At 55.6% G+C, this 22,508-nt stretch carries 16 protein-coding genes; all 16 read right to left on the bottom strand.

What is annotated here, in order from left to right:
- Positions 1–139 precede the first annotated feature (139 nt).
- Complete coding sequence (locus AO726_RS12140) at positions 140–2,881, bottom strand: peroxidase family protein (protein WP_058068334.1); 2,742 nt, start codon at positions 2,879–2,881, stop codon at positions 140–142.
- A gap of 127 nt (positions 2,882–3,008) precedes the next feature.
- Entirely contained in the window at positions 3,009–5,642 is a 2,634-nt protein-coding gene (locus AO726_RS12135) for a LuxR C-terminal-related transcriptional regulator (protein ID WP_058068333.1), read from the bottom strand.
- A gap of 178 nt (positions 5,643–5,820) precedes the next feature.
- Positions 5,821–7,032, bottom strand: coding sequence for an O-succinylhomoserine sulfhydrylase (locus AO726_RS12130; RefSeq protein ID WP_058068332.1), 1,212 nt, complete (start codon positions 7,030–7,032; stop codon positions 5,821–5,823).
- Positions 7,033–7,071: 39 nt separating this feature from the next.
- Positions 7,072–8,577: an amidophosphoribosyltransferase gene (gene purF, locus AO726_RS12125; RefSeq protein ID WP_058068331.1), complete on the bottom strand. Its 1,506-nt coding sequence runs from the start codon at positions 8,575–8,577 to the stop codon at positions 7,072–7,074.
- A gap of 53 nt (positions 8,578–8,630) precedes the next feature.
- Positions 8,631–9,173: a CvpA family protein gene (locus AO726_RS12120; protein ID WP_058068330.1), complete on the bottom strand. Its 543-nt coding sequence runs from the start codon at positions 9,171–9,173 to the stop codon at positions 8,631–8,633.
- A gap of 125 nt (positions 9,174–9,298) precedes the next feature.
- Complete coding sequence (locus tag AO726_RS12115; protein WP_058068329.1) at positions 9,299–9,904, bottom strand: SPOR domain-containing protein; 606 nt, start codon at positions 9,902–9,904, stop codon at positions 9,299–9,301.
- Positions 9,888–11,195, bottom strand: coding sequence for a bifunctional tetrahydrofolate synthase/dihydrofolate synthase (folC, locus tag AO726_RS12110; RefSeq protein ID WP_058068328.1), 1,308 nt, complete (start codon positions 11,193–11,195; stop codon positions 9,888–9,890). Before folC ends, AO726_RS12115 begins: the two co-directional genes overlap by 17 nt.
- Positions 11,192–12,076, bottom strand: coding sequence for an acetyl-CoA carboxylase, carboxyltransferase subunit beta (gene accD, locus AO726_RS12105; RefSeq protein ID WP_058068327.1), 885 nt, complete (start codon positions 12,074–12,076; stop codon positions 11,192–11,194). Before accD ends, folC begins: the two co-directional genes overlap by 4 nt.
- Positions 12,077–12,274: 198 nt before the next feature.
- Positions 12,275–12,907 (bottom strand): phosphoribosylanthranilate isomerase, encoded by a 633-nt coding sequence (locus AO726_RS12100; RefSeq protein ID WP_058068326.1) that lies wholly within the window; start codon positions 12,905–12,907, stop codon positions 12,275–12,277.
- Positions 12,908–12,943: 36 nt separating this feature from the next.
- Entirely contained in the window at positions 12,944–13,825 is an 882-nt protein-coding gene (gene truA / locus AO726_RS12095) for a tRNA pseudouridine(38-40) synthase TruA (RefSeq protein ID WP_058068325.1), read from the bottom strand.
- 3 nt (positions 13,826–13,828) lie between these two features.
- Positions 13,829–16,756 (bottom strand): FimV/HubP family polar landmark protein, encoded by a 2,928-nt coding sequence (locus AO726_RS12090; protein ID WP_058068324.1) that lies wholly within the window; start codon positions 16,754–16,756, stop codon positions 13,829–13,831.
- Positions 16,757–16,910: 154 nt separating this feature from the next.
- Positions 16,911–17,921: an aspartate-semialdehyde dehydrogenase gene (locus tag AO726_RS12085; RefSeq protein WP_058068323.1), complete on the bottom strand. Its 1,011-nt coding sequence runs from the start codon at positions 17,919–17,921 to the stop codon at positions 16,911–16,913.
- A 140-nt stretch (positions 17,922–18,061) separates the two neighbouring features.
- On the bottom strand, positions 18,062–19,174 hold the full coding sequence (gene asd / locus AO726_RS12080) for an aspartate-semialdehyde dehydrogenase (RefSeq protein ID WP_058068322.1): 1,113 nt from the start codon (positions 19,172–19,174) through the stop codon (positions 18,062–18,064).
- Positions 19,175–19,228: 54 nt separating this feature from the next.
- Positions 19,229–20,311: a 3-isopropylmalate dehydrogenase gene (gene leuB, locus AO726_RS12075; protein WP_058068321.1), complete on the bottom strand. Its 1,083-nt coding sequence runs from the start codon at positions 20,309–20,311 to the stop codon at positions 19,229–19,231.
- A 51-nt stretch (positions 20,312–20,362) separates the two neighbouring features.
- The gene (leuD, locus tag AO726_RS12070; protein WP_058068320.1) at positions 20,363–21,010 is read right to left on the bottom strand and encodes a 3-isopropylmalate dehydratase small subunit; all 648 of its coding nucleotides are present in this window, start codon (positions 21,008–21,010) and stop codon (positions 20,363–20,365) included.
- Between the two features lie 10 nt (positions 21,011–21,020).
- Positions 21,021–22,448, bottom strand: coding sequence for a 3-isopropylmalate dehydratase large subunit (leuC, locus tag AO726_RS12065; protein WP_058068319.1), 1,428 nt, complete (start codon positions 22,446–22,448; stop codon positions 21,021–21,023).
- Between the last annotated feature and the right edge of the window lie 60 nt (positions 22,449–22,508).

Below are 22,508 nucleotides of genomic sequence, written 5' to 3'. Positions count from 1 at the left end.
ACTGCCTGATCACCCTCTGCTCGGCTGGCCGTAGCGAGAGACGCCTATATCAGAAACGAAAAAGCCCCGATTTCTCGGGGCTATTCGTATTTGCTGCTTCAGCGGTATGTCCTTTACCGCTCAAGCAGAGTGCCTGCGATTACTTGTCTTCGTTACGCTGGTGCTTGAAGAACACACCAGAGTCACCGAATTCAGAGGCAATGAACGGAGAAGTCAGTTCCATTTCACCGATCTTCACAGCACTGTTACGACGCTCAGTTGCGTAGCGCTTAGCAATCGAGGGCAGGATCGAGGTTTTGATCTCCATCGAGGTTGCGTACACGTCATACAGCTTGGTGCCTTCAGTCAGAGTCAGCAGATCCTGGCGGAAGTCATGCGCTGCAGTCGAGAAGCGGCTACGCACTTCGCTACGAGGCACGAAGTAGACCTGAGTCGGAGCAACCGGCTTAGATACTGCTGCTCCTGTCTGGGTGACTTTGGCAAAGTCGTTCATCAGCAACAGTGTCGGCTTCAGGGTGACAGCCGAGAAGATGATGCTGCTGCCCATGTTGTCTGCCTCAGGCAGAACGTACTGGGACATCTCGTTGGCGAAGAAGTTATGGTTGCTGCCCTGGCCACTCAGGGTGTACAGCGCAGACACGTTTTCCGAAGGCTTACCGTCAACAAAGGCCTTCCACGCCAGACCTGGCATGAAGTCTTTGCCTTTCGGATCTTCAGTCACGGACAGACGCAGCAGGCCGTAATCAGAGCCTTTGAACAGACCTGTATAGGCGTTGTTACCAGTCGGCACAAACTTCACTTTAGCCATCACGCCATGAGCATGGATTGGCTTCTTGTAACCTGCCTCGGCAACGTCACTGCGAGTCTTAACTTTGTTCCACAGGATGGAACCCAGCAGACCCAGTGCATCGGTCTTCTTCAGCGCTGGCAGTTGGTCAGCCGGGATCTGCGTACGCAGGGCACCGTTAACCCACAGGTTGGCTTGTTTGTTAGCAGCCGGCCAGCTTTCGTAATCAGCCGGGATGTTCAGCCCCCAAGGTTTGAACGCGTTATCAACGCCCACCAAGCTGGAGTGCAGCTGCGGGTTGTGACGACGCAGAACGTCAACCATGGTGGTGTGCTCAACCCAGTCGATACCTTCTGGGGTATACACCTCAGCGGTGTAGTCCTTGGTGAAGAAGCGGTCAGCCATCAAACGGCGCGAAGCGCTGACGATGAAGATCTGGAACGCGGTTTCACCGAAGGCAAAGCCTTCCGGACGTACAGTTTCAGCCAGCTGACCAACAAGAGCATCGATCTTCTCGATGTCGTTGTTGTACAGACGCTTAAGCTGAGCCAGGGTGGTGGCATCTTTGGTCAGGTCTTCGAACTTAGTGATTGGCTTCAGACCAATCTGACGACGGAACTCGTTGTAACGCGGCACACCACGTTCACGGTCACGCAGTACGTCGGTTGCTGCCAGATCAACATTGCCCACCAACGGGATCGACAGATCACGCAGGAAGTTCGGGAAGTTGTTCAGAGTCAGCGACCCCGGGTGAGTGATACCGAAGGAGTACCACAGGCGATCAGCGCGTTCAGCGTTGAGAATGTTCTCAGCATCGCCGTCACGAGTGTTCTGAATCGGGATAGAGCGCGAAACCTGGTTCGAACCAACGTTGTACACGTTGATGTTGTCACGCATCAGCGGGTGCATGCGGTAAACCGACACGAACTCTTCAGTCAGGCTGAACGGAACGCCTGCGTTGTTCGGTGCAGTCGAGCCAACGATACCGGTCAGGGCATGGTTGATAGAACCGTTGCCGATACTGCCTGCAACATTCGGGTCAAAGCCGAGAATACGCTTAACGAAGGAGTCGGACTTAGCCAAATCTTCCTGCAGTTTGCGCACATCAGCCTGGAAGTCGTCACGCGGACCACCCTGCCCCAGAAGACCCCACCAGTTGGAGTACATTGCACGCTCGGTAATCGGGTTGGCGATGATTGCCGGAGTCCACTCAACAGTGTGGATTTTGGCCATCAGAGCCGAGTTGATCAGACGCGCGCGGTCATACAGCCACTGGTCGTTCTTCTCCGGATATTTCTGCTTGAGCTTGGTCGCAATGGCGTTGTGCTCAAGGGTGAACAGTTGGTGCAGCATGCTCAGACCAACCCACCAGTTTTCATTGAAACCGGTGACTGGTTTACCGCTGATCAGTTCCTTAGGCAGGGTACCGTCGGCGTTTACTTTCAGCTTACCGTCAACAAAGGAGCGGACCTTATCGCTGGTTGCCTTGTCGCTGCCGTACAGTTGCGAGCCGTCCCACCAGTGAGTGGTGTGGTTACGGTAAGTACGTGGCTTGCCAGCGTCGGCACCGGTACGGGTCGGGTCAGGCTGGGTGCGCTGAACAGACATAGTGCCGCTGCCTTTAGGGTCATTGGCAGGACGCGGGAAGGTGATCGGATCATCAACAGCGTTAGCGCCGTGGTGGAACCAGTCATGGGTCATGAACTGAATCCAGGAGGCAGCAATGAAGTTCACGCTGGTGGCCGGCTTGAACTCATCACGAGCCAACAGGCTGATACTGACGTCACGTGGGTTAGGCGTCAGCAGCGTGGTAGTTTCGCCCTGAGTGTAAGCCGGGTTGATGTTGCGACCGAAACGCTTCAGCGCGGAACCTTCGGCAGGGTTGCTGAGAATGTTGCAGGTACCATCCTCTGTACGTGCGGTCAGGCTCCGCGCGTCACAGTTGATCTGTGCGTTGTACCCGTCAAAGTTCTCAAGATCGAAGAGATTGTTTTTCAGCAGTGCTTCGCGCTCGGCTGCGAGTGTTAGCAGTCCGGCGAAAATGCCCAGCGTTCCCAGCTTGGTCAAAGCTGGCCAGGTGACCCATACCGACATGGCATTGCTCCCGTTCTTATTGTTGTACAGATGAGGCAGCTACCGACATAGCAGCGCGTCATGGAGAGTAGTGAACGGTGTCGGTTTAGCCCCCCCTCCCAAGGAGGGGATGGTGCTAAATAATGGATCAGTTGATTGAAGTACGCGGGCGTACACTGAGAATCGCCTCAGTGCGACTGGAGACATTGAGCTTGGAATAGATGTTTTTCAGGTGCCACTTGGTGGTGGACAAGGCAATGCCGGTCTTGTCACTGATCTGCGTATTCGACAGCCCATTGAGCAGACACTCAAATATCTCAATCTCCTTGCCGGTCAGCACGCCGCAGGCAATTGGATGACTGGCAGAAACACCCTGCTCCACCTCAAAAAATTCGCCATAGTGCTCACGGTAGCGCTCCGGCACCACTAGCACCCCAGTTTTCGCAAGCCCCTGTACTAAAGCTCCCAGCCCTGGCGCCTCATCAAAAACCGAGCGGCTCATGTTGGTGATACCAAAACGCTCAATCACCCTCAGCAGTGCAGCCAACTGCTGCTCCTGTGTCTGATTGGCAGCGGCCAATACCAACTGATTGGCTTCGATGACCAACAGCCTGGCCTGCATTTCACTGCGCTTGAGCGAAGCGGCCAGCACTTTAAGTATCCGCTCAGCCTGCGCCTGTCCTGGTGCCCCACGGGAACGCAACCAGTACACGCAGGCCAAGCCGCTACGCTCCCAGCTTTCATCGTACTCACGGGTGCTTTCCCACTCGCCTTTCTGCAAACGCGCCGGCAAATCAAAGCGCTGCGCCAGTACCTCGAGCAAAGCGGGTTTTCCGCTGAGCCAGGCCTGACACATTCCCTCCTGCCCCACTTGGCTGACAAAGCGCGAATAGTTGCCTAACTGCAAAATGCAGGACAGCTGATCCAACAAACGACTGGCGCGGTTGCTGTGGCCACGACGATGAACCAGACGCGATAAGGTGATGTATACCGTGGCAATGGCTTCAGTGGCGGATGACGAGTTAATCACCTCCATCAGCCGTTCACACAGATCTTGAGCCTCATCCATGCGGTTCTGCTCATACAGCGTCACCACCATAGCCGTGGCGCGGTTCACCCATTCAGGCTCAGCAGGATCGCTACGCAGAAAATCATTGCTGACTTCCTTACGCGCAAAGGCCGCACGCCCGGCATTGCGGTGGCAAAGCGCGATAATCAGATCGGTGTAGCTTTCCAGGAAACTGTACCCACACTGCCTCAGCATTTGCTTGGCTTCACTGGCACAGCGAATCGCCTCCTGCAGTCTGGCCGCCAGCAAGTGCTGATAGGCCAGAGCCGCCAATGTGCAAGCCCGCACCTCAAGGGAATGCGTAGTATTTAATGAATCACACCACTGCGCAGGCGTCACAAAATCCTTGTCGTGCTCAAAAAGCCCCAAGGTGAGCGACAAAAAACGCAGTGTGGCCGGCTCCACTGCCGCAACATCTGATGCTTCCAGCAACTCCAAATAATAGTGGGCCTGATGAAAGCGCCGAGACATAGTCAATGCTGCCACCAGCCAGACCACCAAGCGCGGATGAGTACTCAGAACTTCATCCGACATCGACTCCAACCAGCGCAGAATGTCGGCGAAGCGTCCACAACGCACCCAATCCGCACAGCTGTACTCCAACAACTCAAGAAACGCCGACTGATCCGAACAGCGCCGGGCATGCGACAAGGCCAGCTCAAACTCGCCATGGCTAAGGTAATAGTCAGCCGCACGACGGTTCAGCTCATCCAACTGCGTGTAATGCTCAACCCACAACCTGCGGCAAAGAAAATCCTGCAGCAAGGCATGGAAACGGAACCAGCCAGGCTGATTCTCAATCGGCAGCAGGAACAATTGCCGTTCCGCAAAATCTTCCAGTAGGCGAGCCGATCCCTTGCGTTGCATGACGTGGTCACACAAAGCTCCGTCGAAGCGCTCAAGTAATGCACAGCACAGCAAGAATTCACGTAGCTCGGCAGGCAACTGGCGCAGTACAACGTGGCCAAAATAGTCGACGATTTCCGGTTGATTACCGTCAAAACGCTGCAGCGCTCTGGCACCGGAGCGGGCATAAGCCAACAGCGCAATCTTGACCCCCGCCACCCAGCCTTCAGTCATACTCAGCAGGCTGTCAATGTACTCCAGACTTAGCGGTGCCCCGCCCAAGTCGGCATTTAGCAGCTGCACCTGCTCTGCCGAAAGGCGCAGGTCGTGCTGATCAATGCTGAGCAGACGGTTTTCCAGCTTGAGACGACTAAGCGAAAAGCCCGGATGATTACGGCTGGCAATCACCAGATGAACATTCTGTGGCAGTTGTTCCAGCAGCGCAGACATAACTTCCAGAATGCGCTCATCCTTAATCCACTGAAAATCATCCAGGACTACATACAGCCTGTGCTCCACACTGCCCAACGCATCAATCAGCAGCTCGGCCATGACATGAGCCGACAAGTTGCTCTCCACCGCAAGCGGGTTAAACCAAGCGCTATCAAACACCTCAACCTGTTCACGGATGCACTCGGTCAAACGACGGAAAAACTGCATCGGTTCATTGTCGCGCACATGCAGCGGGCAATAGACAAGGGTGTCCTGAATGGCAGCGCGCCAGTGCTGTAATAGAGTGGATTTGCCGGAGCCGGCAGGTGCCATTAGCAGGGTCAGCGCATAGCTACTGCTACGCGACAGCAAATTCAGCAGGCACGGGCGCAGAACACCATTGACCGGTGGCACCAGAGGCAGAGCACGGTTCATCAGCTGGCAACCTTGGTTCTTATTATTGTTGCGCCGAAACCTCAGCGCTTATAACAAGAATGCTAGCTCCCGGAAGCGATAAAGCAGCACCTAACCAAAGGTGTGAAACGCCAGAGTGGCAGAGGCAGGAAAAAGGGAAACCGCACACTGGCGGGAAGCCCGCCAGTGTTGATGCTCGTCAGATAGCGGCCAGACCGCGAGCCAGATCAGCTTGCAGATCCGCTACATCCTCCAGGCCAACCGCTACACGGATCAGACTGTCGCTGATACCGGCATTGGCACGCTCAGCAGGCGTCAGACGCCCATGGGAGGTGGTCGCAGGATGGGCAATGGTAGTCTTGGTATCGCCCAGGTTGGTGGTGATCGAAATCACACGGGTGGCATCAATGACGCGCCAGGCTGCCTCTTTACCGCCCTTCACTTCAAAGCTCACAACCGCACCAAAGGCACTCTGCTGACGCTTGGCCAGCTCGTGCTGCGGGTGGCTGGTCAAGCCGGCGTAGTGCACTTTCTCAATCCCAGGCTGCTGTTCCAGCCACTGCGCCAGCTGCAAAGCACTCTGACAATGCGCCTGCATGCGAATACGCAGAGTCTCTAACCCTTTCAGGAAGAGCCAGGCATTGAACGGACTCAGGGTTGGCCCAGCCGTGCGCAGGAAACCAACGACTTCCTTCATCAGCTCGGCACGCCCAGCCACCACTCCGCCCATACTACGGCCTTGACCGTCGATGTACTTGGTGGCCGAGTGGATTACCACATCAGCGCCCAGCTTCAGCGGCTGCTGAAGAGCAGGCGTACAGAAACAGTTATCAACCGCCAGCAAAGCACCTTTGGCATGAGCCAGCTCGGCCAGCGCGGTGATATCCACCAGTTCAGCCAGCGGGTTTGACGGAGACTCAACAAACAACAGCTTGGTATTGGCCTTGAAAGCAGCCGCCCAACCGTCGAGATCAGCCAGTGGGACGTAGTCAACTTCCACGCCGAAACGCTTGAAGTACTTCTCGAACAGACTGATGGTCGAACCAAATACACTGCGCGACACCAGAACATGATCTCCGGCGCTGCACAGGCTCATAACCACAGACATGATGGCCGCCATTCCGGAGGATGTAGCAACCGCCTGCTCGGCCCCTTCTAACGCCGCCATTCGCTCCTCAAAGGTACGCACGGTTGGGTTGGTGTAACGCGAATACACATTACCCGGCACATCACCTGCAAAGCGTGCGGCGGCATCAGCAGCCGTACGAAAAACGTAACTGGAGGTCAGGAAAAGCGCCTCACTGTGCTCACCTTCCGGCGAACGCTGCTGACCGGCACGGACCGCCAGGGTATCGAAACTCACACCGTCCAGATCACTGTCCAGACGCCCGGCTTCCCATTCAATCGTCATTGCAACCTCTCAACGGCCCATAACACAGGCCGTGTAACCTTAATTGTTGTGCAAGTCGATAATTTCGCTGACAGACTGCACCTTGGACTTGGATGCGTCATTGCGCGCCTGCTCGATCTTGTCCAGGTAGGCCGCATCCACGTCACCGGTGACATATTTGCCGTCGAATACAGCGCAATCGAAGTTTTCGATCTTCACCTTGCCGCCACCAACGGCATCGATCAGGTCAGGAAGATCCTGATACACCAACCAATCGGCCCCAATCAGCTCAGCCACCTGCTCGGTGGTGCGGTTATGAGCGATCAGCTCGTGCACGCTCGGCATGTCAATGCCATAGACGTTCGGGTAGCGCACAGCTGGTGCCGCCGAACAGAAATACACATTTTTAGCTCCGGCGTCGCGAGCCATCTGGATGATCTGCTTGCAGGTAGTGCCACGCACAATCGAGTCATCCACCAGCATCACATTCTTGCCACGGAACTCCAGCTCAATGGCGTTAAGCTTCTGGCGTACTGACTTCTTGCGAGCTGCCTGCCCCGGCATGATGAATGTACGACCGATGTAACGGTTCTTCACAAAACCTTCGCGGAACTTCACGCCCAAATGATTGGCCAGTTCCAGCGCTGAAGTGCGGCTGGTGTCCGGGATTGGGATCACCACATCGATATCGTGATTCGGGCGCTCGCGGCGGATCTTCTCAGCCAGCTTCTCACCCATGCGAAGGCGAGCCTTGTACACCGAAACGCCATCCATGATCGAATCCGGGCGAGCCAGATAAACGTGCTCAAAGATGCACGGCGAATACTTCGGATTGCTAGCGCACTGACGGGTAAACAGCTCCCCTTCTTCAGTGATATACACCGCCTCGCCCGGAGCCAGGTCGCGGATCAAGGTAAAGCCCAGAACGTCTAGCGACACGCTCTCGGAAGCAATCATGTACTCAACACCGTCATCGGTGTGGCGCTGACCGAATACGATTGGGCGAATCCCGTTAGGATCACGGAAACCCACAATGCCATGACCGGTAATCATGGCCACAACCGCATAACCGCCAACACAGCGCTCATGCACACTGGACACCGCAGCGAAAATGTCGTCCGCGCTGGGCTGCAGCTTGCCGCGCACAGCGAGCTCATGAGCGAAAACGTTTAGCAGCACTTCCGAATCGGAATTAGTGTTCACATGACGCAGATCGGATTCGTAAATCTCTTTGGCCAACTGTTCCACGTTGGTCAGGTTGCCGTTATGCGCCAGGGTAATGCCGTACGGCGAGTTCACATAAAACGGCTGCGCTTCTGCAGAGCTGGAGCTACCTGCAGTCGGATAGCGAACGTGACCAATGCCAACATTACCTACCAGGCGCTGCATATGACGCTGCTGAAATACATCACGCACCAGCCCGTTGTCCTTACGCAGGAACAGACGTCCATTGTGACTGGTGACAATACCGGCAGCGTCCTGGCCGCGGTGCTGGAGGACAGTCAGACCGTCATACAGCGCCTGATTGACGTTCGATTTACCGACAATACCGACAATGCCGCACATGTGACGCAACCCCTACTTTATGAAACACGATGAATCTCAATGCATTGCTGCCTTTATGGCTGCAATACCTCTTTAAACGGTAACTCCACCGGTGCCGTGACGCCACTGGCAAGCCACTGACTGGACAAGCTGAGAATCAAGTTTTTTGACCAGTCAGCCACCATCAGAAAATGCGGCAACAGTGTGGACTGTTGCCACCAAATGTCCTCTTGAACCGGGGCCAGACTCAGCAAGCCAACCAGCACAACAACCAGCAATGCCCCGCGCGCAGCGCCGAACACCATGCCAAGAAAACGGTCTGTACCCGATAAACCCGTGACCCGAATCAACTCACCAATCAGGTAACTGATCAGTGCGCCGACCAGAAGCGTCACCACAAATAAAATGGCACAGGCCGCAATGACCCGCGCAGACGGTGTCTCGATATAGTCAGTGAGATGGCCGGCGAGCGCTCCGCCAAACATCCAGGCGACAACGCCTGCCACAATCCAGTTAAGCAGGGACAAGGCTTCCTTAACGAAACCTCTGCTTAAACTGATCAAACTTGAAATGACGATGATGGCGATGATCGCCCAATCGACCCAGGTGAAAGCCACGATGCAGATTACCTACGGGAAAGGCGAAATATTTTAACAGAGCGCCCGGACAGGCGTAAGCAGAGGATTGATATCAGGCCAAATACCGACCGACAGCCGGATCTAACCGGCTGTACGCCGCTAATTCAACGCCCTTCAGGCTGAAAACGAACCAGAAAACCGCTGACATTGTGCTTACGGTTGAGCTGATCACGCATGCGCTCAGCTTCAGCTCGTTCAATTACCGGACCGACAAAGACCCGATTCATGCCGTCAAAACTACGCACATAGGCGTTATAACCCTGACCACGGAGGGTGTTCTGCAGCTTGTTGGCGCCCTCGGCACTGGACAGGCTCGCCACCTGAATCGACCAGCTGACGGGCAGACTGTTAGCGTCCAAGCGGCTTTGCGGCTGAGGCGGAACAGGTGCGGCAGGCTTTTCAGCCACCACCGGCTTGGCAGGTGCAGGTGCAGGTGCAGGTGCAGGATTAGATGCCACAGGAGCAGGTACAACAGGTTCTGCCTGCTGAGTCACTATCTCCTCGGGTACCGGCTGCGGCTCAGGCACCGCAACTGGCTCAGGCTCAACCTCAACAATCTGAGGCACCTCAGGCATTTCAGGTGCATTGACCTCAACCACCCTGGGTTCGTCCTGGCGCGAAAGCAACATCGGCAACAAAATAACCGCCAGAGCCAACAGCACCACAGCTCCAACCATTCGTTGCTTCAATCCCTTATCCAGCAAAGCCATCCTGCACGCCCCCATCGGCCTTGTGGCTTAGCCACTCTAGGGCCTCGGCCACACAATAGAATGAACCAAACAGCAGAACCTCATCCTCGTCTGCTGCCCTATTCAGCTGCGCTTCCAGCGCAACACTAACTGAATCGTACGCCTCAACAGAAGCACCTAGTGCTTGCAGACAAGCCTGCAATTCAGACGCCTGTCGAGTACGACTGGTTGGTAAAGGCGCTACCGCCCAGTCTTCGACTTGCCCCAGCAGAGGCTGCACAACACCTAGCAAATCTTTATCAGACAATAAAGCAAACACAGCACGGCGCTTATGTGTCAATGGCCGCGCCGCCAGTCGCTGCGCCAGATACGTTGCTGCATGCGGATTGTGCCCTACATCAAGCAGCAGAGTCAGTTTTTTGCCGGCCCAGGTAACAGAACGCCGATCAAGCCGTCCGATCACACGGGTGCGTTGCAATGCTTGGGCGATAACCTGCGGCTGCCAGGACAAATCGAGCATCGCATACGCCTGCAGCGCCACTGCAGCATTCTCCATGGGCAGATCAAGCAACGGCAGCTGATCAAGCGTCAAGTGTTCACCGCGAAGAGTGCGCCCCTGCCACGACCAACTTTGTCCGCCGAGCCTCAGATCGAACTCACAGCCACGTACAAATAAAGGCGCATTCAGCACTTCCGCCCGTGCCAATAAAGGCTGCGGCGGCTGCAAATCACCACAGACGACTGGCTTATTAGCGCGAAAAATTCCAGCCTTCTCAAACGCCACCGATTCACGGGTATCACCTAGCCAGTCGGAATGGTCAACGCCAATACTGGTTACAACAGCGACATCGGCATCGAGAAGATTGACCGCATCCAGACGCCCGCCCAGCCCCACTTCAAGGACCAGAGCATCCAGCGCCGCGCGCTTGAACAACCAGAAGGCCGCCAGAGTCCCCATCTCAAAATACGTCAGGGAAATGTCGCCACGGGCAGCCTCAATTGCCGCAAATGCTTCACACAATTCTGCGTCAGAGGCTTCAATACCGTTGATTTGCACGCGCTCGTTGTAACGCAGCAAGTGCGGCGAGCTGTACACCCCCACCGTCATGCCCTGGCTACTCAGCAGAGAAGCAATGAACGCACAGGTGGAACCCTTGCCGTTGGTTCCGGTGACCGTAACGACTCTCGGCGCAACAGCGCCGAGATTAAGACGATCTAAAACTGCTTTTGAGCGTTCCAGCCCCATATCAATGGCGCTGGGATGCAACTGCTCAAGGTAGGTCAGCCACTCGGCAAGAGAGCGCTGGCTCATGCAGATTCCGGCAGTGCTACTGGCGATGGACGCCCCATCAGCTGGGCCAGCAGGCGGGACAGACGCGAACGCAATTCAGCGCGCGGGATGATCATGTCAATAGCGCCGTGATCCAGCAGGAACTCACTGCGCTGGAAGCCCTCAGGCAGCTTCTCACGTACAGTCTGCTCAATTACACGTGGACCAGCGAAGCCGATCAGCGCTTTAGGCTCGGCGACAATCACATCACCCAGCATTGCCAAACTGGCAGAAACGCCGCCATAAACCGGATCGGTCAGAACCGAAATGAATGGAATGCCTTCCTCACGTAAACGTGCCAATACTGCGGAGGTTTTGGCCATCTGCATCAGGGAGATCAGTGCTTCCTGCATGCGTGCGCCACCGGACGCAGAGAAACACACCAGCGGGCAGCGCTGTTCCAGCGCGACATTAGCCGCACGGACAAAACGCTCACCCACGATGGCCCCCATGGAGCCCCCCATAAAGGAGAACTCAAAGGCCACAGTCACAATCGGCATACCTTGCAGCGTGCCACGAATAGCAACCAAGGCATCCTTCTCTCCGGTTTGTTTCTGTGCTGCAGTCAAGCGGTCTTTGTACTTCTTGCTGTCGCGGAACTTCAGGCGATCAACCGGCTCCAGATCAGCCCCCAGCTCTTCGCGCCCCTCAACATCCAAGAAGATACCCAGACGTGTACGCGCATCGATGCGCATGTGGTGGTCGCACTTGGGGCAAACATCCAAGGTCTTTTCCAGCTCAGGCTTGTACAGCACCGCGTCGCATGACGGGCACTTATGCCATAGACCTTCAGGAACCGAACTCTTCTTGACCTCGGAACGCATGATCGATGGGATCAGTTTGTCTACCAACCAGTTGCTCATGCTCTTGACTCTCCAAGCTATTGACCGGACCGGATAACGCCTGAGGCTCAGCCCGTCCGGATAAATTCATAAGTGCAGCCACTTCAGGGGCCGGCGTGATGACTTTAGAATCTCGCCCGCCGCCTTACGCAGCTGTCCGCAGTGTTCCCATAACCTGCACTAGGTTTATGGACGGCCAAGCAAGCCGCATCGTCACATTCAGCAGGCAGCTTTAGCGCCTTGCACTGCTCGCATAAAGGCCTGAATCTTTTCAGCGTCTTTAATGCCTTTACTGATTTCTACGCCTCCACTGACATCCACAGCATAGGGGCGGACTTGGGCGATGGCCTCAGCTACATTCTCCGGCGTCAAACCGCCCGCCAGAATCACCGGCTTGCTCAAACCCTCTGGCACCAATGACCAGTCGAAAGCTTCACCCGTTCCGCCCGGCACGCCCTGCACAAAAGTGTCCAGCAAAATGCCGCTAGCCTGCCCGTAGGGTGCAACCTCGGCGGCGATGTCATCACCCGGTTTTACACGCAGAGCTTTGATAAAAGGCCGGTGATAGCCCTCGCAGTCAGCTGGTGCCTCATCGCCATGAAACTGCAGCAAATCCAGCGGTACGGCATCCAGAATCTCGCCCAACTCACAACGACTGGCATTCACAAACAAGCCGACCGTAGTCACAAATGGCGGCAATGCAGCAATGATCGCCCTAGCCTGCTGCACATTCACTGCACGCGGGCTTTTGGCATAAAACACCAGGCCAATAGCGTCTGCACCGGCCTGCACAGCAGCCAAAGCATCTTCTATGCGGGTAATTCCACAAATTTTGCTACGTACGACTGACAACAGGCAGACCTCAATCCATTCAACAATCGACGGATGCTAACAAATCGCCTCTGAGGCGTCAGCCGCCACATCTGGCAAACCAGACAGGAAGTGCGGCCCGAGATAACGCTGCGGTATGTCGAACTCCTGCGGATAATCCACCTTAACCAAGTAAAGACCGTATGGATGCGCCGTTACACCGCCAGCCCTGCGCTCGCGGCGATCCAGAACCTCCTGCACCCACTCTACCGGTCGCTCACCGGCACCAACAGTCATCAGCACACCGGCAATATTTCGCACCATATGATGCAGAAATGCGTTAGCGCGGATATCCAGCACCAGCAAACGCCCTAACTCAATCAGCTCAAGATGGTGAATCGTCTTAACCGGTGATTTCGCTTGGCACTGACTAGCCCGGAACGAACTGAAATCATGGGTTCCAACCAAAACCTTGGCCGCTTCGCGCATCCGCACAATGTCCAAAGGGCGGTGATTCCAGGTCACTTCCTCGGCCAGATGAGCCGGGCGGATCTGATCGTTATAAATCACATAGCGGTAACGCCGAGCTATAGCACTGAATCGCGCGTCGAAATGCGCCGGCATCTCTTTGGCCCAAGTTACGCTGATGTCGCCTGGCAGGTTCATGTTGCCGCCCATCACCCAGGCATGCAGAGGACGCACAACCGTCGTTTCGAAATGAACCACCTGGCCACAAGCATGCACCATCGCATCTGTACGCCCGGCGCAGCTAATGGTGACAGGCACGCCACCGGCCACTTTGGTCAAAGCCTTTTCCAGCGCTCCTTGCACAGACGGTACACCAGCCGCCTGACGCTGAAAGCCACGATAACGTGAGCCCTTGTACTCAATTCCAAGCGCTATCTTAAAAACGCCAGCGGCAGCCGATTCGGCTGCCGCTGTAGTAACACCATCAGACATTTATTAAACCAATTTAGCGATCAGCTCACGGGCTTCCTGTTGCTGACCTTCGTTACCTTCATTGATGACTTCACTGAGAATATCACGGGCTCCTTCAGCATCGCCCATATCGATGTAGGCACGCGCCAAATCGAGTTTGGTAGATGTCTCATCTGCACCGGACAGGAAGTCGAAATCATCATCAGCGTCCAGTCCATCGAACGACGCCAGATCAGTCTGCGCTTCCCCAGCCTGAGGCAAGCTGTTGCTCAGCTCATCCAGCTCAGCACTGACCTTGTCCAGTTGGCTGGCAAAACTGTCGGCTGGAGCTTGCGAGGCAACAGTATCGCTTTCAGCAAGATCAAAGTCCGCGGATAGATCAAAATCATCCGCTTGCAGATCCGCCGACAACGGCTCAAATGCCGGAGCCTCATCAAGCTGCGTAACAGGCGCTGCAGCCGGCACTTCATCAAGATTCAGCAGGAAATCGTCTTCCGCCGCGACTGAAGGTTGAGCAGGTGCATCAAGTTCAAGACTGAAATCATTCAGTTCAGGCTCAAGGCCAGCCGCAGGTTCAGCGGTATCAGCAAACCCAATATCGAACTCCAGCGCATCATCAGTGGCCAGCTCAGCAGATTGGATTTCGTCCAGAGAGGCTGAGAACTCGTCACTATCCAGTGACAGGCTATCCAGCTCTGTAGATGCTGTGGAAGTCTGCAGATCACGCTCCAGCTCAGCATCCAGATCATCAAAGCTCAGGTCAAATGCATCATCCAGATCAGCTGGAAGCGGCTCAGGCTGATTCTCAACCACTGGCTGTAACGTACTGGCCACTGCCAGCTCTGCAGTTGGCTCGTCCAGCTGCAGATCATCCAAGTTCAACTCATCTTCCTGCGCAGCCGCAAACCCTGCTGTCCCAACCGCAGCAGTTGCTGCCAAAGCTGGCATCATGGCTGGGTAGCGGGACTTCAGTTGCTCAACATCGGTAGCGCCCACACCCTGGGCACGCAGTGCAGCTTCCTGAGCAGCAAAACCGTTTTGCTCGCCCATTTCTGCATAGACTTCCATCAGTTTGAGGCGCAGATCAGCACGCGCCGGCTCATCCTTGATAGCGCCTTCCAGAAGTTCGGCAGCCTGAGGGAACCGTCCGTATGCGATGTAAATATCCGCTTCGCCCAGCACATCTGCGGTTTGCGCGCTAACACGCTCCTCACTTGCAGACTCATGCAGAGCGCTTTCCGCGCTGTCGTTCAACCCTTCAAAACTATCATCCGGCAGCTGCATATCTGCGTCGAACTCATCCGACTTGTCAGCATCCGCGACCAGATTCTGCTGCAACTCAGCCTCTTTCATAGCATTGCGGCGCGAGACAATCATCAGCGCCAACAACAGAGCCAGCAAGGCTGCACCACCGGCCAAACCTAACCACATGGGGTTGGCCAGAATCTTATCGAGTATGCTTTCTTCAACAGGGACACTTTCTGTAGCAGTTACGGCCGGTGCAGCTGGTTTTGCCGGTTCAACCGCTGCCGGGGCGGGAGCTGCTGGCTGCTCTGCTTCAGCTACAGCAGGCGCAACTGGCTCTTCAGAGTAGTTGTAGTCCAGTTCGGCAGAAGCCTCTGCCGCTGGGGCAACAGCTGCGGGCTCAGCCTCTGCTGGTACCTGAGCCGGAGCGATTTCTGCTGCTGGAGAAGGCTCAACGGCAGGAGCGGTAGCAGCAGGTTGAGGCGTTACAACAGGCTCTGCAGCAGACGTCTCAGCTGTAGCTGTTTCTTGAGACTGAGCGGCTAGGTCACTTTGCAGCTTAGCCAGTTGACTATCTTTAAGCTCAACTAAGCGTTGCAGCTTATCCAACTGGCTTTGCAGGTCTGCAAGACGCCCCTTCAGCTCTTCACTTTCACGGCGACTGGAGTCGAGACTTTCCTGAGTGACAGCCAGTTTATTGGCCAGAGCCTTACTGTCTTCCACCCCCGCTTCGCTGCCTGCAGTAGATTTACCACTCTCTGCAGCTACCAGTTTGAGGCTATCAGTCTGTTCAACTTTGGCTGGAGCAGGTTCAGCAGTGGTGCGTCGAGTCGCATCCAGCTGTCGGGCTGTCGCCGACAAGCTGCGCCCCTCTCGCCAAGCTGTATTTTGCTCGGTTACCTGACTGATTGCTTCCTGCTGTGAGCGGCTTCTGATCTGCTCATCAGTTGGCAGACGCAGCACCTGTCCACTCTTAAGGCGATTGATGTTGCCGTCAATAAAAGCGCCAGGGTTCAGATCCTGAATTGCCAACATGGCTTGGTGCACACTGCCATTTCCTCGCGCACTACGGGCTATTTCCCAAAGAGTGTCGTTGGAGGAGGTACGATACTCATTGCTACCCACAAGCTTTGGGGAAGGTGTACTGGGCGCCCTCCCAGCGACTGGCGTCGCGGACGGAGCTACTGGGCGTGGCGCAGGGGTTACGGCTGTCGGGCGTGGCGTGGGCTGAGGCGCCTGGATGCGCGGCGCAGGTGAAGAAACCACCGGCATTTGGGTATTGGATGGGATAACGCTCTGCGGGGTATACAGTGGCGGGTCAAGCAACAAGGTGTATTCGCGCAGCAAGCGGCCATTTGGCCACAGCACCTCAACTAAGAAGTTGAGATAAGGCTCGCGCATCGGCTTGCTGGACGTGACCAGAATGACACTCTTACCGTTGGGTTTTACTACGGAAGTGAACTTCAGGTCCGAGAGGAAGTACTGGCGGTCAACACCTGCTTTGCTGAAGTCTTCCTGGGAGGCCAGCGCGGGGACTAGCTCGCCAGCGGAAAGATCACGCGTTTCCAGCAACTCGATCTCAGCCAGCAATGGCTGATTTAACGCGGAACGCAGCGTAACTTCCCCAAGCCCCAGCGCATGCGCCATACCGGATGTCAGCGCCGAAGCCGCTGCTATTGCCAGCACAAGTTTGCGAACCCGAACCATAGCGTTATCCCTTGTTTTATCTTTTTATCTCAGCCCGCGAGAGTTACTGAGCATTGCTGAACACCCACGCCTGCGGCGTTCCCCCATTCAGCAATACATCGGAAGCAGTATTGCCAAGCTCGAAAGATTCTTCAAATTTCTTGGTAAGTATCTTTTACAGATAGTGTTTTATCAATAATTCGGCTAATTGCACAGCATTTAGCGCTGCACCCTTGCGCACATTATCAGACGTAATCCACAAATTCAGTTCGGAGCGCTTGTCAAAACCAGAACGAACTCTTCCGACATATATGGCATCTTGCCCTACAGCATCCCCAACGGCTGTCGGGAAGTCGTCGTTTTCCACTAACTCCAGAGCTGGCGCCGCATCCAAACTAGATCGAACCTGTTGCATGTCAACATCCGCAGCAGTCTGCAGACTGACATTGAGACTATCTCCAAAGAATACAGGTACTTGAATACAACTTACCGAAACATGCAGTTCAGGACGACCCAGCAATAACTTCAAGTCAGCGACAATCTGTCGCTCGATGGCACTATGCCCATGCTCATCAACTGACTCGACTTGTGCCAGTAGATTAAATGCCATTTGCCGATCAAAAACATTATTTTGCAAAGGACGCGCATTAAGCAGCTCAGCTGTTTGCCGAGCTAACTCGCTGACGCCTTCACGGCCCCGACTCGACACAGCCATGCACGCCGTAACTACAACCTGCTCAACCCGGACAGCCACAGGCAACGCAGCTAGGGTACAAGCCAGAACAGTGCCAATAGCGCTCGGACAGGCCAGTACAAATGGCGCTTTTAGACCTTCGAGCGCGTGCGCATTAACCTCAGGAACAACTCGCACCGCCCGATCAGACTCAAGGCCATTGCTTAGATCAATCACCGAGCAGCCTGCGGCTGCAGCTACTGGTGCATACCGCTGGGTCACGGTCTTTCCAGCCGCAAAGAAAGCGATCTGCACCGTTGAAAAGTCGAACATCTGCAGATCTTTAACCCGCAGATTCTTGCCCCTGAAAGAGACAGACTGGCCTGTCGACTCACCACTGGCCAGCAGATGCAGCGAACCCAGGGGGAACGCGCGCTCCTCCAGAAGTTGCACAAGTGTTTCTCCCACACTGCCAGTGGCACCGATCACGGCAATCTCAAACTTTCGACTCATTAGATCACTTCAACAAATAAACGGGTTCTGCACTCTATAGATCGAGCAGCCAAATGCAAAGAAGCGGACTACCCAGCAATCGATCTTGTCGACGCTCAGTAGCCCGCTTCATGGCGCAACCTGAAATCAGGTCCAGCCTTTTAACGCTCCAGAAGTATCCGCAGCATGCGGCGCAGCGGTTCCGCAGCCCCCCACAGCAGCTGGTCACCGACAGTGAACGCGCCCAGGTACTGGGAACCCATGTTCAACTTACGCAGACGACCAACCGGGACATTCAGGGTTCCGGTTACAGCAGTCGGGCCGAGATCACGGATGCTCGCTTCGCGGTTGTTCGGAACCAATTTGACCCAAGGATTATGTTGGCTAATCAGACCTTCGATGTCCGACAGGGGCACATCCTTGTTCAGCTTGATGGTCAGTGCCTGGCTGTGGCAGCGCATTGCACCAATACGTACACACAGGCCATCAACCGGAATTGGGTTCTTGAAGCGGCCGAGTATCTTGTTGGTTTCAGCCTGACCTTTCCATTCTTCACGGCTCTGACCGTTAGGCAGCTCCTTGTCGATGTAAGGAATCAAGCTGCCTGCCAGCGGCACGCCGAAGTTATCGACCGGGAAGGCATCACTGCGCATGGCTTCAGCCACTTTGCGGTCGATATCCAGAATGGCACTGGCCGGATCAGCCAGATCATCAGCAACGGAAGCGTTAATCGCACCCATTTGCTTGATGAGTTCACGCATGTTCTGCGCACCTGCACCCGATGCAGCCTGGTAAGTCATGGCACTCATCCACTCAACCAGACCGGCTTCGTATAGTCCGCCCAGTGCCATCAGCATCAGGCTAACGGTGCAGTTGCCACCGATGTAGTTTTTAACACCTGCATCCAACTGCTGATCGATCACTTTGCGGTTGACAGGGTCCAGCACGATGACTGCGCTGTCATCCATACGCAGCGAGGATGCCGCGTCGATCCAGTAGCCCTGCCAGCCTGCTTCACGCAGCTTAGGGAAGACTTCATTGGTGTAGTCGCCACCCTGACAGGTCAGAATCACGTCAAGGCTTTTCAGCTCATCAATGCTGTAAGCATCTTTAAGAGGCGCAGTTTCCTTGCCAATGGACGGACCTTGACCGCCGACATTGGAGGTGGTGAAGAACACCGGCTCGATCAAGTCGAAATCCCGCTCTTCCAGCATGCGCTGCATCAGCACGGAACCAACCATGCCGCGCCAGCCGATCAGACCTACACGTTTCATAACCACAACACCTATATAAGCTAGCCGCCAGAGGCATCCGGCGGGCCAGAAAGATTACAGATTGCGCAACGCTTCGACTACAGCGTCACCCATCGCGGCAGTTCCAACCTTGGTCGTACCTTCGCTGTAAATGTCACCTGTGCGCAGGCCCTGATCCAGAACCTTGCTGACTGCCAGCTCAATTGCATCTGCAGCAGCGACTTGACCGAAGCTATAGCGCAGCATCATCGACACAGAGAGGATGGTTGCCAGTGGGTTAGCAATACCCAGACCAGCGATATCTGGTGCGCTGCCATGGCAAGGCTCGTACATGCCTTTGTTGTTGGCATCCAGCGACGCGGACGGCAGCATACCGATGGAACCGGTCAGCATGGAAGCCTCGTCCGAGAGAATGTCACCGAACATGTTATCGGTAACCATCACATCAAACTGCTTCGGTGCACGTACCAGCTGCATCGCGGCATTATCGACGTACATATGGGACAGCTCGACGTCCGGATAATCCTTCGCCACTTCTTCGACTACAGAACGCCACAATTGGCTGGACGCCAGCACGTTAGCTTTGTCTACCGAGCACAGACGCTTGCCACGAACGCGGGCCATGTCGAAGCCGACACGGGCGATACGGCGCACTTCACTCTCACTATATGGCAGCGTGTCGTAAGCCATACGCTCGCCATTTTCCAGCACTTTACTTTCACGCGGCTGACCAAAGTAGATGCCACCGGTCAGCTCACGCACGATGAGGATGTCCAGACCAGCCACCACTTCTGGCTTCAGCGAAGAAGCCGCGGCCAGTTGCGGATACAGAATGGCCGGACGCAGGTTAGCAAACAGGCCCAGTTGCGAACGAATCTTCAGCAGGCCGCGCTCAGGACGGATGGCCGGTTCGATCTTGTCCCACTTCGGACCGCCAACAGCCCCCAGCAGAATGGCGTCAGCGGCACGGGCACGCTCCAACGTTTCATCAGCCAGCGGTACGCCGTACTTGTCTACGGCTGCACCACCGAGCTCGTCGAAGCTCAGCTCTAGCTCCAGCTGGAACTTGTCATTCGCGGTACGCAGCACCTTGACTGCTTCGGTCACGATTTCCGGGCCAATGCCGTCGCCTGGGAAAATCAGAATCTGCTTGGACATGCTTTTCTCAATCCTAAAAAACGGCGAGCGCCTGTGCGCCCGCCCGAGTCATTACTTGATGGCACCGAACAGCCACGGGCTGCTCTGCTGATACTGGCCTTCGAAAGCTTTGATGGCGTCGGCGTCCTGCAGGGTCAGGCCGATGTCGTCCAGACCATTAAGCAGGCAATGCTTACGGAAAGCATCAATTTCAAAGCTGTACTGCACGCCGTCAGGGCGGGTTACTGTCTGCGCTTGCAGATCAACGGTCAACTGGTAACCAACATTGGCCTCAGCCTGCTGGAACAGTACGTCCACCTCTTCCTCTTTGAGGATGATCGGCAGCAAACCATTCTTGAAGCTGTTGTTGAAGAAGATATCTGCAAAGCTCGGCGCGATGATGGCGCGGAAACCGTACTCTTCCAATGCCCATGGAGCGTGCTCGCGACTGGAACCACAGCCGAAGTTTTCACGGGCCAGCAGTACACTGCCGCCCTGATAACGTGGGAAGTTCAGCACGAACTCAGGATTAACCGGACGGTTGGAATTGTCCTGATTCGGCTGGCCGACATCCAGATAACGCCACTCATCAAACAGGTTCGGGCCAAAGCCGGTGCGTTTGATCGACTTCAGAAACTGCTTCGGGATGATCTGGTCAGTGTCGACGTTGGCGCGATCCAAAGGCACGACCAGGCCGGTGTGTTGGGTAAAAGCTTTCATAATCGAGTCCTCAGGCCTGGAGCAATTCACGCACGTCGATAAAGTGGCCCGCTACGGCAGCGGCAGCAGCCATGGCCGGGCTGACCAAGTGAGTACGTCCACCGGCCCCCTGACGCCCTTCAAAGTTGCGGTTAGAGGTAGAGGCGCAGTGTTCACCGCTGCCCAGTTTGTCCGGGTTCATCGCCAGACACATGGAGCAACCTGGCTCACGCCATTCGAAACCGGCTTCGATAAAGATCTTATCCAGACCTTCTTTTTCGGCCTGAGCCTTAACCAGACCAGACCCTGGAACCACCAGCGCTTGTTTGACGTTGGCGGCTACTTTGCGGCCTTTGGCCACTTCAGCTGCAGCGCGTAGGTCTTCAATGCGTGAGTTAGTGCAAGAGCCGATAAATACGCGATCCAAGCGAATGTCGGTAATCGGCTGATTGGCGGTCAGGCCCATGTATTTGAGTGCGCGTACGATAGAGTCACGCTTGACCGGGTCAGCCTCGGCAGCCGGATCCGGCACACGCTGATCAACCGCCAGAACCATTTCCGGCGAAGTACCCCAGCTCACCTGAGGCTTGATGTCTTCAGCTTTCAGCTCGACCACAGTATCGAACTTGGCGTCAGGATCGGAAACCAAGCCTTTCCACTGAGCCACAGCCTTTTCCCAATCCGCACCTTTCGGCGCGTAAGGACGACCTTCAACGTAAGCAATGGTCTTTTCATCAACAGCCACCAGGCCAACGCGGGCACCGGCCTCGATGGACATGTTGCACAGGGTCATACGGCCTTCGAGGGACAGGTCGCGAATCGCGCTGCCGGCGAACTCGAGCGCGTGGCCAGTACCGCCAGCGGTACCGATTTTGCCAATAACGGCGAGCACGATATCTTTGGCAGTCACTCCAAACGGCAACTTGCCTTCAACACGCACTTGCATGTTTTTCATTTTCTTGGCCACTAGGCACTGAGTGGCGAGCACGTGCTCAACCTCAGAAGTACCGATGCCGTGAGCCAGCGCACCAAACGCACCGTGCGTCGAGGTGTGGGAGTCGCCACACACCACGGTCATGCCCGGCAAGGTTGCGCCCTGCTCCGGGCCAACCACGTGAACGATGCCCTGACGGATGTCGTTCATTTTGAACTCAAGGATGCCGAAGTCGTCGCAGTTCTCGTCCAGAGTCTGCACCTGAATACGGGACACCTCATCAACGATCGCGCTCACACCACCTTCACGCTCGTCCTTGCTGGTCGGTACGTTGTGGTCAGGCGTGGCGATGTTGGCGTCGATGCGCCATGGCTTACGTCCAGCCAGACGCAGACCTTCGAACGCTTGCGGCGAAGTTACTTCGTGAAGAATGTGACGGTCGATATAGATCAGTGACGAACCATCGTCACGACGCTTGACCTCATGCATATCCCAAAGCTTGTCATACAGCGTTTTACCGGCCATCAGCCTATCCTCATCAGCGTATTTATATGCCAGGGCTAATAGCCCTTTGGCTTATGTGCC

Source organism: Pseudomonas sp. TTU2014-080ASC, from assembly GCF_001446935.1.
Taxonomy (GTDB): domain Bacteria; phylum Pseudomonadota; class Gammaproteobacteria; order Pseudomonadales; family Pseudomonadaceae; genus Aquipseudomonas.
Note: the sequence above shows the minus strand (reverse complement) of the source record. Positions and strands in the feature narration are given on the sequence as shown.

Excerpts from the sequence above, each read along its gene's own strand:
- AO726_RS12140 (WP_058068334.1), bottom strand. The coding sequence starts at position 2,881 with ATGTCGGTATGGGTCACCTGGCCAGCTTTGACCAAGCTGGGAACGCTG.
- AO726_RS12135 (WP_058068333.1), bottom strand. The coding sequence starts at position 5,642 with ATGAACCGTGCTCTGCCTCTGGTGCCACCGGTCAATGGTGTTCTGCGC.
- AO726_RS12130 (WP_058068332.1), bottom strand. The coding sequence starts at position 7,032 with ATGACGATTGAATGGGAAGCCGGGCGTCTGGACAGTGATCTGGACGGT.
- purF (WP_058068331.1), bottom strand. The coding sequence starts at position 8,577 with ATGTGCGGCATTGTCGGTATTGTCGGTAAATCGAACGTCAATCAGGCG.
- AO726_RS12115 (WP_058068329.1), bottom strand. The coding sequence starts at position 9,904 with ATGGCTTTGCTGGATAAGGGATTGAAGCAACGAATGGTTGGAGCTGTG.
- folC (WP_058068328.1), bottom strand. The coding sequence starts at position 11,195 with ATGAGCCAGCGCTCTCTTGCCGAGTGGCTGACCTACCTTGAGCAGTTG.
- accD (WP_058068327.1), bottom strand. The coding sequence starts at position 12,076 with ATGAGCAACTGGTTGGTAGACAAACTGATCCCATCGATCATGCGTTCC.
- truA (WP_058068325.1), bottom strand. The coding sequence starts at position 13,825 with ATGTCTGATGGTGTTACTACAGCGGCAGCCGAATCGGCTGCCGCTGGC.
- AO726_RS12090 (WP_058068324.1), bottom strand. The coding sequence starts at position 16,756 with ATGGTTCGGGTTCGCAAACTTGTGCTGGCAATAGCAGCGGCTTCGGCG.
- AO726_RS12085 (WP_058068323.1), bottom strand. The coding sequence starts at position 17,921 with ATGAGTCGAAAGTTTGAGATTGCCGTGATCGGTGCCACTGGCAGTGTG.
- asd (WP_058068322.1), bottom strand. The coding sequence starts at position 19,174 with ATGAAACGTGTAGGTCTGATCGGCTGGCGCGGCATGGTTGGTTCCGTG.
- leuB (WP_058068321.1), bottom strand. The coding sequence starts at position 20,311 with ATGTCCAAGCAGATTCTGATTTTCCCAGGCGACGGCATTGGCCCGGAA.
- leuD (WP_058068320.1), bottom strand. The coding sequence starts at position 21,010 with ATGAAAGCTTTTACCCAACACACCGGCCTGGTCGTGCCTTTGGATCGC.
- leuC (WP_058068319.1), bottom strand. The coding sequence starts at position 22,448 with ATGGCCGGTAAAACGCTGTATGACAAGCTTTGGGATATGCATGAGGTC.